The organism is Mannheimia indoligenes, assembly GCF_036880405.1.
Taxonomy (GTDB): Bacteria; Pseudomonadota; Gammaproteobacteria; order Enterobacterales; family Pasteurellaceae; genus Mannheimia; species Mannheimia indoligenes.
Map to the genome: position 1 here is coordinate 1 of NZ_JBAJJM010000016.1, position 15,714 is coordinate 15,714.

16 protein-coding genes and 1 pseudogene are annotated in these 15,714 nt (G+C 40.9%); 3 read left to right on the forward strand and 14 right to left on the reverse strand.

What is annotated here, in order from left to right; translation table 11 throughout:
* A pseudogene (locus V6W77_RS09825) lies at positions 1-358 on the reverse strand (factor H binding protein domain-containing protein); the annotation flags it as partial.
* Positions 359-514: 156 nt separating this feature from the next.
* Entirely contained in the window at positions 515-1,195 is a 681-nt protein-coding gene (locus tag V6W77_RS09830) for a CPBP family intramembrane glutamic endopeptidase (RefSeq protein WP_334254530.1), read from the reverse strand.
* Positions 1,196-1,499: 304 nt separating this feature from the next.
* Here V6W77_RS09830 and cpdA point away from each other — a divergent pair, with 304 nt between their 5' ends.
* Positions 1,500-2,336: a 3',5'-cyclic-AMP phosphodiesterase gene (gene cpdA, locus V6W77_RS09835; RefSeq protein ID WP_334254531.1), complete on the forward strand. Its 837-nt coding sequence runs from the start codon at positions 1,500-1,502 to the stop codon at positions 2,334-2,336.
* Positions 2,337-2,385: 49 nt separating this feature from the next.
* On the opposite strand, the gene V6W77_RS09840 is transcribed toward cpdA, so the two are convergent.
* From V6W77_RS09840 to napF, 7 genes are all read right to left on the reverse strand, one after another.
* Positions 2,386-2,994: a NapC/NirT family cytochrome c gene (locus V6W77_RS09840; RefSeq protein WP_025236815.1), complete on the reverse strand. Its 609-nt coding sequence runs from the start codon at positions 2,992-2,994 to the stop codon at positions 2,386-2,388.
* 10 nt (positions 2,995-3,004) lie between these two features.
* Positions 3,005-3,433, reverse strand: coding sequence for a nitrate reductase cytochrome c-type subunit (locus V6W77_RS09845; protein ID WP_025236816.1), 429 nt, complete (start codon positions 3,431-3,433; stop codon positions 3,005-3,007).
* Between the two features lie 46 nt (positions 3,434-3,479).
* A complete protein-coding gene (gene napH, locus V6W77_RS09850) occupies positions 3,480-4,358 on the reverse strand; it encodes a quinol dehydrogenase ferredoxin subunit NapH (RefSeq protein WP_334235268.1) in 879 nt (292 codons plus the stop codon).
* The gene (napG, locus tag V6W77_RS09855; RefSeq protein WP_334254532.1) at positions 4,358-5,263 is read right to left on the reverse strand and encodes a ferredoxin-type protein NapG; all 906 of its coding nucleotides are present in this window, start codon (positions 5,261-5,263) and stop codon (positions 4,358-4,360) included. Before napG ends, napH begins: the two co-directional genes overlap by 1 nt.
* Positions 5,264-5,467: 204 nt before the next feature.
* On the reverse strand, positions 5,468-7,966 hold the full coding sequence (gene napA / locus V6W77_RS09860) for a nitrate reductase catalytic subunit NapA (RefSeq protein WP_334254533.1): 2,499 nt from the start codon (positions 7,964-7,966) through the stop codon (positions 5,468-5,470).
* A gap of 34 nt (positions 7,967-8,000) precedes the next feature.
* On the reverse strand, positions 8,001-8,267 hold the full coding sequence (locus tag V6W77_RS09865) for a chaperone NapD (RefSeq protein ID WP_025236820.1): 267 nt from the start codon (positions 8,265-8,267) through the stop codon (positions 8,001-8,003).
* Positions 8,264-8,797 (reverse strand): ferredoxin-type protein NapF, encoded by a 534-nt coding sequence (gene napF, locus V6W77_RS09870; RefSeq protein ID WP_334254556.1) that lies wholly within the window; start codon positions 8,795-8,797, stop codon positions 8,264-8,266. The genes V6W77_RS09865 and napF overlap by 4 nt, the downstream gene beginning before the upstream one ends.
* A 173-nt stretch (positions 8,798-8,970) precedes the next feature.
* Here napF and V6W77_RS09875 point away from each other — a divergent pair, with 173 nt between their 5' ends.
* The gene (locus V6W77_RS09875) at positions 8,971-9,543 is read left to right on the forward strand and encodes an NAD(P)H-dependent oxidoreductase (protein WP_334254534.1); all 573 of its coding nucleotides are present in this window, start codon (positions 8,971-8,973) and stop codon (positions 9,541-9,543) included.
* A gap of 88 nt (positions 9,544-9,631) precedes the next feature.
* Here the strand turns inward: V6W77_RS09875 and ddc are convergent, their stop codons facing one another.
* The 5 genes from ddc to radC form a co-directional block, all read right to left on the reverse strand.
* Positions 9,632-11,167: an L-2,4-diaminobutyrate decarboxylase gene (gene ddc, locus V6W77_RS09880; RefSeq protein WP_334254535.1), complete on the reverse strand. Its 1,536-nt coding sequence runs from the start codon at positions 11,165-11,167 to the stop codon at positions 9,632-9,634.
* Between the two features lie 89 nt (positions 11,168-11,256).
* Positions 11,257-12,621 (reverse strand): diaminobutyrate--2-oxoglutarate transaminase, encoded by a 1,365-nt coding sequence (locus tag V6W77_RS09885; protein ID WP_334254536.1) that lies wholly within the window; start codon positions 12,619-12,621, stop codon positions 11,257-11,259.
* 310 nt (positions 12,622-12,931) lie between these two features.
* Positions 12,932-13,102: a 50S ribosomal protein L33 gene (rpmG, locus tag V6W77_RS09890; RefSeq protein WP_005613503.1), complete on the reverse strand. Its 171-nt coding sequence runs from the start codon at positions 13,100-13,102 to the stop codon at positions 12,932-12,934.
* 11 nt (positions 13,103-13,113) lie between these two features.
* Positions 13,114-13,350 (reverse strand): 50S ribosomal protein L28, encoded by a 237-nt coding sequence (gene rpmB / locus V6W77_RS09895; protein WP_006251446.1) that lies wholly within the window; start codon positions 13,348-13,350, stop codon positions 13,114-13,116.
* 261 nt (positions 13,351-13,611) lie between these two features.
* Complete coding sequence (gene radC, locus V6W77_RS09900) at positions 13,612-14,310, reverse strand: RadC family protein (protein ID WP_283386766.1); 699 nt, start codon at positions 14,308-14,310, stop codon at positions 13,612-13,614.
* Positions 14,311-14,467: 157 nt separating this feature from the next.
* Between radC and coaBC the strand changes: the two genes are divergently transcribed.
* Positions 14,468-15,670: a bifunctional phosphopantothenoylcysteine decarboxylase/phosphopantothenate--cysteine ligase CoaBC gene (coaBC, locus tag V6W77_RS09905; protein WP_334254537.1), complete on the forward strand. Its 1,203-nt coding sequence runs from the start codon at positions 14,468-14,470 to the stop codon at positions 15,668-15,670.
* Positions 15,671-15,714: the final 44 nt, after the last annotated feature.

Below are 15,714 nucleotides of genomic sequence, written 5' to 3' on the forward strand. Positions count from 1 at the left end.
CCTTTTCCTTCGCTAAACGTTCTGCTTCCATTTTCGCTTTTTCTGCTTCTTTTGCCAAACGCTCTGCTTCAGCCTTCGCTTTTTCTGCTTTTTCTTGTGCTAAACGTTCCGCTTCTGTTTTTGCTTTTTCAGCCTCTTTTGCCAGACTTTCTGCTTTTTCTTTTGCTTTTTCAGCTTGTTTCTTCAAGCGTTCCGCTTCCACTTTTGCTGTATCAGCTTTATCTTTTAGCTGTTGCTTTTGTTCCGTAATCTTCTGCTCAGGCGATTTATGATTTGAACCACTACCTGAACCACCGCTACCACAAGCTGTTAAACCAATTAAGATCAAACTTGCTAAGGTTAATTTTTTAATACTCATAATTTGTTCCCTTTAATTAAACAAAAATTTAACAAAAATAACTTTCAGTTATATAGAATAACCATAAGTTATATTATAAACCCAAAAATACATTTCCATATAAAAAATAATGTTTTTTAGACATCTGGTACAATGAGTTTAAATAGGGTAATTCACTTAAAAATATGCTATCACGCTTAGCCCAAACACATCAGCGATACTGTGGGCTACCCAAAACGGAAATAGATTTTTCTCTTTTGAGCGGGAGTAGAGGAGATAAATAATTAAACCAAGCCAAATTCCTAATCCTAAGGCGGTTTCTAATCCTTGATATGTGTGAAAACTGACACGAATAATAAGTGAGTAAAGTACCGCCCACTTCAAATAATTAGGCTTAACCGCAAGGCAGATACCTAGAAAAAATATCTCTTCATAAAAGCCGTTCAGTATGGCATACAATACCGTTGAAAATCGAACCTCTCTTAATACATTTAAAAATGAGACAGAATTATCAGAAACGTAAAATCCATAAATTACAGCATAATAAAGATCCATTGCGAGTGATAGTAAGATAAATAACCCAACACCTTGTAAAACCGATTTTAAAGATGGCTCAATATGCCATGGGCTAAAGTTAAAATTCCGCCATTTTAAATAGCAAAATGCAGCTATTAATAATCCAAGTTGGGTTATAAATGCTTGATAATTTTGTGCATTCGAAAAAGTTAAATTCTCTTCTAACGTAACTGTTTCTTGACTTAGCAATAAATATTGTGAAAAAGAAGTATAAATTGCTAATCCGAAAAAGATGATGGTTAGAACAACGAGATCCAATATATTTAAGTACGCTCTTTTCATTTTTTTCTTGTTCTCCTTTGTAAATTTTTCATAAAAAAAGACCGCTTGTTAAGCAATCAGCCTTATCATCTAATGCCTCCACATAACTAATAAGAGGTAATTATCGTCCTTAAGATTTTATTAGTCAAAAATAGAAACATTAAAAAAAGTATGGATATTATACATTCAATACGCTAATTATGAAAAACTTCAAAATTTAGCTTACTTTTTTTCAAAAATGTGGCATAAACCACATTTTTCATTTTCGCTTACTGGTAAAATTTAGTGAGTTAAAATTTATGAAAATTTGAATAGGCACATAAGAATGAGCGAACAGTTTGAGTTGCCGAAAAATGGCACAGTTCGGTTATTGCAGATAACCGATCCGCATCTCTTTTCTCACACAGAGGAAACTCTGCTCAATGTTAAAACGGTTAAAAGTTTCTCAGCGGTCATTGAGCAGATACAAAAACAAATTGAGCAAACGCAACAAGGTTTTGATTTAGTTCTTTCAACGGGGGATTTAATTCAAGATCATAATATCGCTGGCTATCACTATTTTGCTCAGCTGACCGAGCCCTTGAAAACGCCAATTGTTTGGTTAGAGGGTAATCACGATGTTCAGCCAAATATGACCGAAATTTTGGGTGAATATTCACATATTTTGCCACATAAGCAAATTTTAATCGGCGAGAAATGGCAGCTTCTTCTATTAAATACACAAGTTGCCGGTATGCCTTATGGTGAACTTTGTTACCATCAACTGAAATGGTTAGAAGAAAAATTGAATGAATACCCTGAACGTTTTACTTTAATCGCATTGCATCACAATATTCTGCCAACAAATTCCGCTTGGCTTGATCAGCACAGCCTAAAAAATAGTGATGAATTAGCAAAAATTTTACAGCCGTTTAATAATATCAAAGGGATTGTACACGGACATATTCATCAACAGGTAGATGATATTTGGAATGGTATTCCTATTTATGCAACGCCTTCAACTTGCATTCAATTCAAGCCGAATTGTGATCAGTTTACCTTAGATTTATTGCCTCAAGGCTGGCGAGAAATTATACTCCACGAAAATGGTGCGATAGAAACCACCGTCAAGCGGTTAAATTCCAATGATTTTTTACCAAATCTAAATGCTCTTGGTTACTAAAAAATAATAGCCCTCAATGTTGATTTGAGGGCTATTTTCTTTTCAGAAGTTATTTTTTCTCTTCTGTTTTTTTCATTAAGTCATCAGGGATAAAGCCTTTTTGAACCGCTTCCATATGTGGAAGATTGTGAGCGATCCCTTTGTGGCAGTCGATACAGGTTTTATTTTGCTCTTGTGCCAATGCGTGCATTTGCTGTGCCACTGTTTTTTGTTGAGTGAAATCCATATCTTCAAAGTTATGGCAATTACGACACTCTTGTGAATTATTCGCTTTCAAACGCTCCCATTCACGGGCAGCCATTTCACCACGATGTGCTTCAAATTTCTCTTTGGTATCCACTTTACCGGTGTAGTGAGCATATACTTCTTTAGCTGCAATAATTTTACGTTTCCATTTCGGGAAAAATTCGTGTGGAACGTGGCAGTCTGAACAAATCGCTTTCACACCACTGCGGTTTGAGTAGTGAGCCGATGCACGGTATTCCGGCACAACATCATTCATATGGCAGCTTGAGCAAAACTCTTCCGTATTTGTGTAAGCAAGCCCTGCATTAAAGCCACTCCACGCAAAAATACCACCTAATGCAGAAAGTAGAATTACTAAGCCAATTGCCATTCTACTTGGGCGACGTAACCAGTTAAAAAATCTTCTTATCATTGCTTACTCCTTATTTACCTTGCGTTTGTCGTACAGACTCAAATTTATTTTGAACAATCGGGTTTACGTTTGTTTGTTGCACGTGGCATTGTAAACAGAAGTAACGACTTGGCGATTCAGTTTGGAGTGCCTTACCATCACGGTTAGTAAAGTGGCTCTTAGGTAATGGTGTTGCACCTGTTACTTTTGAAGGCTCAACTGCGTGGCACGCCAAACATTGGTTCACATTTTTACTCACTTGTAAGCCACGAATGCTATGTGGAACAAGTGGTGGTTGGAATGGGAAAGTGGTTGGAATATTTCCTACATCTTTTTGTGGGTTATGAAACCCGGGGGCAACACTTTCAGTTGTATCATCAATAGAGCCAGACAACTTCGGTGCTTCTGCCATTGCAAAGCCGGTCATTGCGGCTAAAATTAGGGCAAGATATTTTCTCATTTGAGGTTCACTCCATTAAAATGCTTGTTTTCAAACAAAGCTAAATTTAAATATTCTTTACATCAATACTGCCTTGAAAACGTGTTCCAAAGGCAAAAACTTTTTCGGCACAAACGTCAATACAACGTCCGCAGGTAATGCAATCTTTCGATAAAATAACAGTGCTATCTTCCGGTTTACCGTGTAACGGCACTCGAAGCACTTGTGGCTCAGGGCAAACGTTATAGCAATCCATACAATTATCACAACGATTACGATCAACCACCTTGACCTTGATTAGGCTTTTTGCACCAATTAGCGCATAAGTTGCACCAATCGGGCAAAGGTGTCCGCACCAACCGTGTTCAACCACTAATAAGTCGAATAAGAACACCACTAACACCAACCAAAGTGTTGCTCCTAAACCAAACACAAATACTCGACCTAATGCTGCTACAGGGTTAATCCACTCCCATAATAGCGTGCCGGAAATCGCACTACCGATTAAAATCACAGCTAAAATGATATAGCGTAAACCGCGTGGTAATTTTGCACTTTGGCGAATCCCTAATTTACGTCTTAGCCAAGCAGCTGCATCAGTTACCATATTCATCGGACAAACCCAGCTACAAAACAGTTTGCTACCGACAATCGCATAGAATACAACAATAATTAATGCACCAATCAGCACCGTCCATTCAGGTTGATATCCTGTTGCCAGCACTTGTGCGGTCATTAGCGGATCTGTCATCGGTACGGTATCGAGCAATAAACTGCCACTGTAGTTACCTTTTAAAATCCAAAAATTCCAAAGCGGACCACTCATAAACATTAAAATAATGCCAAGCTGAGTTAATCGTCTTAAAATCAAGAACCGATAAGCGTGCCACCAACCTAATTTCTGACGAGCTTCTAAGCCGGCATCTCTTGGTGAATTTGCTGCCATTATTTCACCCCCTTCAGATTTAAGTCTAAGTCAGGGAAATGCTCAGGTGCATCAACCGTCGTTGAATTTGGCACATAATCCTGAGTTGCACGGCTTGGCGTTGCAACTCTTGCACCCGGCTTAACTTCCATATGTTGATAAACCGGCTCGTGTAAACCTTCCGGCATTCTCGCATCGTAAGCTGGGCGTAAACCGTCCGGGTGTACATCTTCAATCAAAGATTTACCGGCATTTTGTTTTTCTTGCCAGCCTAAACGGTAATGACGACCAAGTAATCCTTTCGCTAAATCCATCGGTAATACTTTAATAGCCGCTTCTTCTAATACGCAAGCCTGTTCACATTTGCCACAACCTGTGCAAGCATCCGAATGCACGGTTGGAATTAATTTTGCGTGGATGGAGGTTCTGTCGTTATGTATTTTTTCAAGTGTAATCGCTTTATCAATTAAAGGACAAACTCGATAGCACACATCACAACGCAAACCTTGCCAGTTCAAGCAAGTTTCGTGGTCTAGCAATACGGCTAAGCCCATTCTTGCATCATCAATATCTTTAAGCTCTTCGCTCAAAGCTCCGGTCGGACACGCCTTCATACACGGAATATCGACACACATTTCGCACGGTTTATCACGTGCAATGAAATATGGTGTGCCGGCTTCCACAGGGGAAATTAATGACGCTAAATGCAGCATATCGTAAGGACACGCCTGCACACACTGCCCACAACGGGTACAAGCACTTAAGAAATCTTGCTCTGCCAATGCTCCCGGTGGACGTAATGCTACACCTTGACGAGCAAAACTTTGCTGTTGTTGCAGCCCTAAAATCACCCCAACACCACACACACCTGCTGCGGTGCGGGTAACATTTTTTAAGAACTGACGGCGATTTGGATCCAGTTTCATCGTGGGTTTCCTCTTAATTCAAGCGGTTGGTTTTCGACAATTTTTTGCAAATTTGACGATTTCTGTAGGGACTAATTGCAATTAGCCCCTACGCTAAACTTGAAATTTTGCAAATTTTTATGAAAATTTAACCGCTTGTGATGGACAAATAATAATTTGTCCCTACGGGGTATAATGTCGGGCGAAAGAATTCGCCCATTCACATTAAGCCTTAACCACTTTAACCGCACATTTTTTGAAGTCGGTTTCAAATGAAATTGGGTCTGTTGCATCAAGGGTTACTTTGTTAATTAACTGACCTGCATCGAAGAAGGTTGAGTAAATTAACCCTTCTGGACATTTATTACGACCACGCGTATCTAAGTTCGATACATACTCACCACGACGAGAAATCACTTTTACTTTGTCGCCATGACGTAAACCACGTTTTTTCGCATCTTCTGGGTGCATCCACACAAGATTGGTTGGGAATGCTTTGTGAAGTTCTGGAACACGACGGGTCATTGTGCCTGTGTGCCAGTGTTCAAGCACACGACCGGTACAGAACCATAAATCGTATTCTTCATCCGGTGCTTCCGCAGGAGCTTCATAAGGCACACCTAAAATAATCGCTTTACCATCCGGCTGACCATAGAAGTTCACGCCTTCGCCTGCTTTTACATACGGGTCATAGCCTTCACGGTAACGCCATAAGGTTTCTTTGTATTCGCCTGTTTTTTCGTCTTTCACTACAGGCCAACGTAAACCACGCACTTTATGGTACGTCTCGAAGTCTGCCAAGTCGTGTCCGTGTCCGCGTCCAAATTGAGCATACTCTTCAAATAGCCCTTTTTGAATGTAGTAACCGAAGTGATCTGCTTCATCGTTCATATAGCCCGGAATATTGGTTGGCACTTGGTAGCTATCTACTTTACCGTTGGTGTAAAGGATTTCGTATAACGTTTTGCCACGTAATTCAGGGGCTTTAGCAAGTAACTCTTCCGGCCATACTTCTTCTACTTTGAAATATTTAGAGAATTCTACAAGTTGCCAAGTATCAGAACGTGCATTTGCCGGTCCTTTCACTTGCTGACGCCAGAATTGGGTGCGGCGTTCTGCATTACCGTAAGCACCTTCTTTTTCTACCCACATACAGGTTGGAAGAATTAGGTCTGCCGCAACGGCTGAAACTGATGGGTACGGATCTGAAACCACAATAAAGGTTTCAGGATTACGCCAGCCCGGGAAGATCTCTTCGTTGATATTCGGACCACCCTGCATATTGTTCGTACACATCTGCCATAAGAATTTCATTTTGCCATCTTTTAATGCACGGCTTTGTGCAGTAGCGTGATAGCCCGGCACATCCGGAATTACACCTGCCGGCAATTTCCACGCTTTCTCAACAATTTCACGATGTTTAGGGTTTGTTACCACCATATCTGCTGGTAAACGATGGATAAATGTACCTACTTCACGAGCTGTACCACAAGCTGATGGCTGACCTGTTAGAGAGAATGGTCCACAGCCTTCTAATGAAATTTTACCTGTTAATAAGTGTACGTTGTACATCATATGGTTTACCCACACACCACGAGTATGTTGGTTAAAGCCCATTGTCCAGAATGAAACAATTTTTCTGTTTGGATCAGCATACATTTCCGCTAAGGCTTGTAACTGTTCTTTCGGCACACCCGAAATACGGTGAGCTTCATCTAATGTATAGGGTGCAACGATTTTCTTAAATTCTTCAAAATCGCTGTCATACATTTTGCCCGCTGTTTTAGCGTTAGTATTTTGCTGTAATTTATGTTCAGGACGTAAACCATAACCGATATTGGTTTCACCACGTTTGAATTTAGTGTGTTTATTTACGAAATCCCAATTTACTTTATCGTTTTGGATAATATAGTTAGCGATGTAGTTTAAAATTGCTAAGTCTGAGTGTGGTTTAAAGATAATCGGCGTATCTGCTAACTCAAATGAACGATGCTCGTAAGTAGACATCACCACTACACGCACGTTGTCATTTGATAAGCGACGATCTGATAAACGGCTCCATAAAATCGGGTGCATTTCCGCCATATTTGAACCCCAAAGCACAAACGCATCGGTTTTTTCAATATCGTTATAGCAACCCATCGGTTCATCCATACCGAAAGTACGCATAAAGGCAACCGCAGCTGATGCCATACAGTGGCGTGCATTCGGGTCAATCGTATTAGAACGGAAACCACCTTTCCAGAGTTTAACTTTTGCATAACCTTCAAAAATGGTTGTTTGACCTGATGAGAACATACCTACTGCATTCGGACCATCACTTTTAATGGTAGCTTTGATTTTATCTGCCATTACCGTAAATGCTTGTTCCCAAGAAACCGGCGTGAAATCGCCGTTCTTATCAAATTTACCGTCTTTCATACGAAGCATAGGTTCTTGCATACGGTCTGCACCGTACATCATTTTTGATAAGAAATAACCTTTAATACAGTTCAAACCACGATTTACTTCTGCATCCGGGTCGCCTTGTGTCGCAACCACTTTGCCATCTTTTGTACCCACAAGTACACTACAACCTGTACCGCAATAACGGCAAGGGGCTTTATCCCAACGAATACCGCTATCATCAGCTTGAACGCTTTTCACAGGAATCATAATCCCTGCCGCAGCAGCTGCAGCTACCGCTGCATTTGCCTTCATAAAATCTCTACGATTCAGTTCCATAATACTGTCCCACGTTTGCTTCAAAAATAACTTGTTACTGTTCATCGATATAGTTTGAGATTAAAGAGACCACAATCACACCTTTAATATCTCTTACTTGATCGATACGATCGGAAAGGGCTAAATGCACATCACTTTCGATCGTTACGACTAATTTGCCTTCTTCCGGTTTTTCCCCGTGAATTTCGGTATACGGAATATTCAGAATTTCGGCTTTAACGTCTTCCAATTTTTCCGGCTTTGCTTGCACTACTAAACTACAAACATACCAGTTTTCGTTTTCAGATAATTTTTCACTCATACTTCATTTACTTGTTGAATATGGATGGCACTTGTCGGACAAATACTCAAACAAGCCCCACAACCGTTACAGCTTTCTAAATTTAATACCATTTGAGCAATACCGCCTAAACTTGGGCGGAAGCGGATCACTCGCATTTCACAACTGTCGCCACAACTTCGGCATTCTGTTCCCAGTTTCAATAAGCAACTGTCTTGAATTTCAATTTTGTGGCTCCAAGCCTGCTCCGAAACAACTCGGAAAATATCGGCTTCGCAAGATTGCACACACTTTTCACAAAACGTACACTCGCCTTTACTAAAATCGACTTCAGGATAACCGCCCGCCCCTTTTATAATAATGTTTGTTTCACAAGCCTTAATGCAGTTATCACAAGCGGTGCATTTTTCTAAAAAATTTGCTAAATTAGCCCACGGTGGACGAATTGGTTCATAACCTTGCCGGCTGACTTTTTCACTTTTTAGTGAATCCAAAAATTGCCCTTGTAAAAAGCTACGGCGAGGAAGTGATTGATTAGGATTATTGGTCAAGAAAACACCATTTTTAATGCCATTATCATAGGCTAAATTATCCAATGTTCACTGGTTATCGTTCATTCCTCAAATGGGGTATTTGCTTAAGTATTCACCAAAACATTGATTTCCATCAAAGAAATTTTCATTGAGATCCTCTATTAGCCACTAAAAAGATAAAAGGTAAGAAAATGAAACATCTCATTATCTATGCTCACCCCAACCCGAACAGTTTTAACCACGCAATTTTAGAAAAAGCGGTTGAAGCCTCACCAAATAATGTGATAGTGCGAGATCTCTATCAGCTTAATTTTCAACCTAATTTAAGTTGGCAGGAATTTCACCAAAGCATTTCGCAGCAATACGCTGAAGATGTAACAAAAGAGCATCAATATTGGCGAGAGGCGGATGTTATCACCTTAATTTATCCGCTTTGGTGGATGGGGTTTCCGGCAATTTTAAAAGGCTATTTGGATCGGGTTTTAAGTTATGACTTTGCCTATCGTAACGGCGACATTGAAAGCATCGGCTTGCTTACAGACAAGAAAATGCAACAATTTGTAACGCTCGGTAATCCGAATGAAAAATATGAAAGAAAAGGCTTTTTGGCTGCCTTTGAACACACTTTGGGGAAAGGGTTATTTGAGTTCTGCGGCATTAGTGAAGTACAAATGCACTATTTTGGTGATGTTGGCTTGAAAGAAACCGATTATGCCGCCATCTTGCAAGAAGTGGAGCAATCTTGCAGGGAAATATTGAAATAAACTTGCAAAAAATAAGATAAAAATAACCGCTTGCAGGCTGATTTGAGGCTTACAAGCGGTCGAATTTCAAAGAAATTTTGCCAATTGTTTAATCAATCGGCGGAACGTAAGTCCCGTTCACAATGGAATCTTTAATGCGATCTGCCTCTGCTAACACCTGACCTAACAACGCTTTCACGTTCTCGAGAGTGGCAATCGGGCTTAAGGTCGTCATTTTTAACGATTGATTATTGCCGACTTTGGTTACGCCAATATTCGCCTCACCACGAGCAAACAGCTCATCAGCCACGTTTTGGTTCAATGTATCCACAAATTCTGCCGGATAGCCTTTCGGCACAACACGGAATAAGACTGAGGCAAATTGTGCCGGTACAAGCATTTCCAAGCCTTCGGTTGCGGTGATGTACGCTTCCACCTCTTTTGATAAATACACTCCGTGATCGATCATTGAGGCATAAAGATCTTCGCCTAATGCTTCCACCGTAAACCACAGTTTCAACGCATCAAAACGGCGAGTGGTTTGCAGTGATTTCGCCACTAAGTTCGGTACGCCGTGTTCTTCGTCATATTCTGAGTTGAGGTAATCTGCTTTGTAATCAATAAAGCGATAGTTCGCTTGATCTTTTAACAAGAACGCCCCACAGGAAATCGATTGGAAGAAATGCTTGTGGAAATCGAGCGTGATTGAGTCTGTTAATTCGATGCCATCAAGGAAATGACGGAAATCTTTCGATAATAATAACGCTCCGCCCCAAGCGGCATCAACGTGTAACCACGCTTGGTATTCGTCCGCCAATTTGCGGATCGCTTTCAAGTCATCAATCGCACCGGCATCGGTTGTACCTGCGGTCGCCACGATGCAAGCCACGATTTTGCCATCAGCTTTCAAGTCTGCTAAGGTTTTGGCTAACGCCTCTAAGTCCATTTGAGCATTAGCATTTGACGGCACAGTGACTACCGATTGGAAGCCCATTCCCATCATCGCCATATTTTTTTGTACCGAGAAGTGTGCATTTTCCGAGCAAACTACTTTCACATTTTTCATTGCCTCAGCAGGAATACCATTCGCTTGCACCGACCACTCAGAGCCATCTTCGTTTTTCCAACGGTTCGCAATCGCCCAATCACGAGCCAACAACACGCCCATTAAATTCGACTGCGTACCGCCAGAAGTAAACACTCCAGCAGTACCTTCGCCATAGCCGACTTTTTGGCGTAACCAGTCAATTAAATGCTCTTCCATAATCGACCCAGCCGGGCTTTGATCCCAAGAGTCCATTGATTGGTTGGTCGCATTAATCAACACTTCGGCAATTTGGCTGGTAACCATTGTCGGGCAATGCAAGTGAGCCAGCGAGTGTGGGTGGTGAACTTTAAGGCTTGGGTTGAGGAAAATCTCCACTAAATGCTCAAGAGATTTTTGCACCCCCACGCCCTCTTTAGTAGGCTTGAAGCCGTCAATCAAGGCTCGCATTTGCTTGATCGAACCGCCGGTGTACATTTTTTCATTTTTTAGCCAATTTGAAACCGCTTGCACCGCATTGTTCATTGCGGTTTCATAATCCGCAATAGATTGTGGATCGCTACAAAATAGCGATTGTCTGTGTTTGGAAATATCTGTCATTTTTATTATCTCATTCAATGCTATATACAATTCAAGCGGTCAAAATTCGCAAATTTTTTGCAAAATATGACCGCTTGCATTATCAAAAATTAACCACGTACCGCTTTCACAGCTTCGGCTACAGATTGTTTGAAGCGTTTGATAAACTCTTCACATTCTGCTTGGGTAATATTTACCGCACAAAGCACACGCACAACATTACCACCACGTCCGCCACGTTCTAGTAATAGACGGTTTTTGAAACAGTATTTTTGAATCGCTACCGCTAAATCACAATCACGTGGGTAAGCACCTGTTGCATCTTTTGACTGGCGTTCATCAACAATATCGATCCCCATCATTAAACCTTTGCCACGTACATTGCCGATACAAGGGAATTCTTGGCTTAATTCACGTAAGGCTTGGGTTAAGTATTCGCCTCTCTCTTTCGCATTTTGAGCAAGGTTTTCTTCACGCATAATTTTTAACGATACATAACCGGTCGCCATCGCTAATTGATTACCTCGGAATGTTCCCGTGTGCCCTGCCGGCTGCCACGCATCAAACTCTTTTTTGATCGCTAATACCGCTAATGGCAAACTACCACCAATCGCTTTTGACATCACCACGATATCCGGCTCAATGCCTGCGTGTTCAAAGGCGAACATTTTACCTGAACGGCAGAAACCGGCTTGAACTTCGTCCACAATCATTAAAATGCCGTGTTTTTTCGTTACTTCACGTACTTTTTGTAAGAAGCTGATTGGAGCAGGCACTACTCCACCTTCACCTTGAATAGCTTCAAGAATTACGGCTGCCGGTTTTACCACACCACTTTCAACATCTTCGATGAAATTTTCAAAATAGTGCTCAACTGCTTTTGCACCTGCTTCACCGCCAATACCAAACGGGCAGCGGTATTCGTGCGGATACGGCATAAACTGTACGCCCGGCATTAAGCCTTGCACTGCATTTTTCGCACTTAAATTACCGGTTAAAGATAATGCACCATGTGTCATACCGTGGAAACCACCAGAGAAAGCAATCACGTTGCCACGACCGGTGTAGGTTTTTGCTAATTTGATTGCCGCTTCGTTAGCATCAGCTCCTGTTGGACCGGTGAATTGCAGGATATATTGATCTTTCGGGAAAAATGAAAGTAATTCTTCCGTGAAAGCATCTTTTAATGGTGTAGTAATATCTAAAGAGTGTAAAGGTAAACCACTGTCTAAAACATCTTTAATCGCTTGGATTAATTTAGGGTGGTTATGCCCTAATGCAAGCGTTCCTGCACCTGCTAAAAAATCGAGGTATTCATTGCCTTCAACATCGGTTACCCAAACGCCCTGTGCTTTTTGGTAAGCAAACGGCAATTTACGTGGGTAACTACGCACATTTGATTCCATTGCATCTTGGCGATCTAAAAAGTACTGATTTGAAGCCAGAACGGCTTGAATAGGAGTTTTAATTGTCATTGAAATAAACCTTCTAAAAGAGGTGAAAAAAATAAGTCGGGTGCCTTGCGGAGGAAGCCTAAGCTCTCGAATCCTGAAAGACTCGGTGCCTTGGGGCATTTGACTCGCTACTTATTAAAAAAAGCGTTTCAGCTTTTTTGTTTTTACCCTATATACCCGAAAGAAAGGATGGGATAGGTTGGAAACAGACTTAAAATGTAGGGCTACATTTAAGAGGCGTAATAATACCTTTTTTTTCTGAAAAGGGAAGGTATTTTTCTCTAAAAGTAAAAAACCCAGCATTCGCTGGGTTTTAAATCTTAAAGCAAAATTATTTGATTTTTGCTTCTTTGTAGATAACGTGTTTACGCACAACTGGATCAAATTTTTTGATTTCCATTTTTTCAGGCATATTACGTTTGTTTTTATCTGTTGTGTAGAAATGACCTGTTTCTGCTGTAGAAACTAAACGGATTTTTTCACGAGCACCTTTAGCTGCCATTTGTTAGCTCCTTAGATTTTTTCGCCACGAGCACGGATTTCAGCTAATACTGCATCAATGCCTTTTTTATCAATAATACGCATACCTTTCGCTGTTAAGCGTAAAGTTACGAAACGGTTTTCGCTCTCAACCCAGAAACGGTGAGTGTGAAGGTTTGGTAAGAAACGACGTTTAGTCGCGTTCATTGCGTGTGAGCGGTTGTTACCAACTGCTGGACGCTTGCCGGTTACTTGGCAAACTCTTGACATTTGAATTTCTCCAATAATTTTAAGCTTAAAAATGGTTCGGGCTATCTCACAAAAGGCGTTGCTCAACCAACCCCTCCGATTTTGATTGCCTCGTCAGGCATTAACCCGACCACAGTCTATGTAATAAAGACTGCGGATTATACAGTCTTCATTTGTTATATTCAAGCAGAATTTATATGCGTATCTTTTTACTATATTCAGAAAAAATGTTCAAGTTCGAACAAAACAAGCGGTAATTTTGTAACAAAATTTTGCAAAAACTTAATGAGTTTGAATATCTAACTTTTCTTCCTCGAACGAAAAATAATCCCCTTTACCCACAATAATATGATCCACAAAACGAATATCGACCAGCTCACACGCCATTTTTATCTTTTTGGTTAAACTTCTATCCGACTCGCTAGGTAAACAAGAACCAGAAGGGTGATTATGTGCCACAATAATTGCCGCTGCATTATATTTCAAAGCTCTTTTAATAATTTCTCGCGGGTGAACCGCTGTTTGGTTGATCGTACCAAAAAACATCTTTTCTTTATAAATCAAACGATTTTGATTATCCAAAAACAATACCATAAACACTTCACGCTCTTCTTCCTCCAATTCCGTTTGAAAATACATTATTGCCATATAAGGGGCTTGAATCATCTCACTAAATTCCATTTGTTGAGCCAAATAGCGTTTAGTCATTTCTTTGGAAGCTTGTAACTGAATATATTTCGTTTTACCTAATCCATAAATTTTACAAAATTCATCAATATCGGCATTGAGTAATTGACGCAATGAACCAAACACCATTAATACGCTTTCTGCCAATGTCATTACAGGAACATCTTTTGTACCTGTCCGTAGGAAAATTGCTAATAATTCCGCATCTGTTAAAGCTGCTGCCCCGTGAGTTAATAATTTCTCACGCGGCATTATCGTTGGCTCTTGAGAATCTTCATCAAAAAAATCGTTCATTTTTTCCTCCATCAATTTCGTTAAGCATAAAAGAGCCAACCTTTACAGACAAAAGGATTTATTCAATTTTTCGAGCCAGATCGCAAAAATAGTTTTGTTGTGAGCAATTACTTATTCCGTTAAAATAGGCAAAAAATCCAAGTCAAAGGAAATTAGGATGTTACAAAATAAAAAAATTTTAGTGGGCATTACAGGCGGAATTGCCGCTTACAAAACCATTGAATTTATCCGCCACTTAAAAAAGGCAAATGCGGAAGTACGAGTAGTCTTAACCCCTGCCGCAGAGGCTTTTGTAACGCCTTTAACCTTACAGGCAATTTCAGGTAATGCCGTTTCTACTTCCCTTCTCGACCCTCAAGCCGAGCTGGCAATGGGGCATATTGAATTAGCAAAATGGGCGGATTTAGTGGTAATTGCCCCTGCAAGTGCTGATTTTATCGCTCGGCTGCGAGTGGGAATGGGAAATGATTTGCTCTCCACCATTTGCCTTGCGACTGCAAGCCCTATACTGCTTGCCCCTGCAATGAATCAACAAATGTATAAACAACTGGCGGTACAAGAGAATATCACTACGCTCATCTTTCGCGGGATGCAATTTATCGGTCCTAACAGTGGCTTCCAAGCCTGTGGTGATGTAGGAGCCGGGCGTATGTCTGAACCCGAAGAAATCTACCAAGCCGTGCTGGCTCACTTCGCCCAAAATCAAGATTTACAAGGCTTGAACGTAACTATTACCGCAGGTCCGACTCGCGAAGCTATCGACCCTGTACGTTATATCAGCAATCATAGCTCCGGCAAAATGGGCTACTCCATAGCCAAAGCCTTTGCTGAACGTGGGGCGAACGTAACGCTGATTAGTGGACCGGTGAATTTACCGACACCCGATAATGTTGAACGCATTGATGTGCAATCCGCTTTAGAAATGGAGCAGCAAGCGGTCAAATTTGCTCAAAAATCTGCAATTTTCATCGGCTGTGCGGCGGTGGCAGATTATCGAATGGCGGAAGTTTCCAACCAAAAAATCAAGAAAACCGATGACAGTAATGAACTCACACTCAAACTAGTCAAAAACCCCGATATTATCGCTAATGTCGCCAATCTTGCTGAAAATCGTCCGTTTGTGGTGGGCTTCGCCGCCGAAACGCAAAATGTTGCAGAATATGCCAAATCGAAGCTCGAACGCAAAAACCTCGATATGATTTGTGCCAACGATGTGTCAGGTGGGCAGGTGTTCGGGCAGGATCAAAATGCGTTGCACTTGTTCTGGAAAAACGGCGAGAAAACCCTCCCGCAGGCAGATAAAGGCAAACTGGCGGAAAATTTGGTGCAGGAGATTGTGGAACGCTACCAAAGCAAATAAATGTATTTTATACAAGCGGTCAAAAACCACTAAAAATTTGCAAA

Bases quoted from the DNA above. Each gene is read 5' to 3' on its own strand.
- ddc (WP_334254535.1), bottom strand. From the start codon at position 11,167: ATGACAGATATTTCCAAACACAGACAATCGCTATTTTGTAGCGATCCA.
- V6W77_RS09840 (WP_025236815.1), bottom strand. From the start codon at position 2,994: ATGATAAGAAGATTTTTTAACTGGTTACGTCGCCCAAGTAGAATGGCA.
- V6W77_RS09830 (WP_334254530.1), bottom strand. From the start codon at position 1,195: ATGAAAAGAGCGTACTTAAATATATTGGATCTCGTTGTTCTAACCATC.
- V6W77_RS09845 (WP_025236816.1), bottom strand. From the start codon at position 3,433: ATGAGAAAATATCTTGCCCTAATTTTAGCCGCAATGACCGGCTTTGCA.
- V6W77_RS09865 (WP_025236820.1), bottom strand. From the start codon at position 8,267: ATGAGTGAAAAATTATCTGAAAACGAAAACTGGTATGTTTGTAGTTTA.
- rpmB (WP_006251446.1), bottom strand. From the start codon at position 13,350: ATGTCAAGAGTTTGCCAAGTAACCGGCAAGCGTCCAGCAGTTGGTAAC.
- napH (WP_334235268.1), bottom strand. From the start codon at position 4,358: ATGGCAGCAAATTCACCAAGAGATGCCGGCTTAGAAGCTCGTCAGAAA.
- coaBC (WP_334254537.1), top strand. From the start codon at position 14,468: ATGTTACAAAATAAAAAAATTTTAGTGGGCATTACAGGCGGAATTGCC.
- napA (WP_334254533.1), bottom strand. From the start codon at position 7,966: ATGGAACTGAATCGTAGAGATTTTATGAAGGCAAATGCAGCGGTAGCT.
- napG (WP_334254532.1), bottom strand. From the start codon at position 5,263: ATGAAACTGGATCCAAATCGCCGTCAGTTCTTAAAAAATGTTACCCGC.
- radC (WP_283386766.1), bottom strand. From the start codon at position 14,310: ATGAACGATTTTTTTGATGAAGATTCTCAAGAGCCAACGATAATGCCG.
- V6W77_RS09885 (WP_334254536.1), bottom strand. From the start codon at position 12,621: ATGACAATTAAAACTCCTATTCAAGCCGTTCTGGCTTCAAATCAGTAC.
- rpmG (WP_005613503.1), bottom strand. From the start codon at position 13,102: ATGGCAGCTAAAGGTGCTCGTGAAAAAATCCGTTTAGTTTCTACAGCA.
- V6W77_RS09875 (WP_334254534.1), top strand. From the start codon at position 8,971: ATGAAACATCTCATTATCTATGCTCACCCCAACCCGAACAGTTTTAAC.
- cpdA (WP_334254531.1), top strand. From the start codon at position 1,500: ATGAGCGAACAGTTTGAGTTGCCGAAAAATGGCACAGTTCGGTTATTG.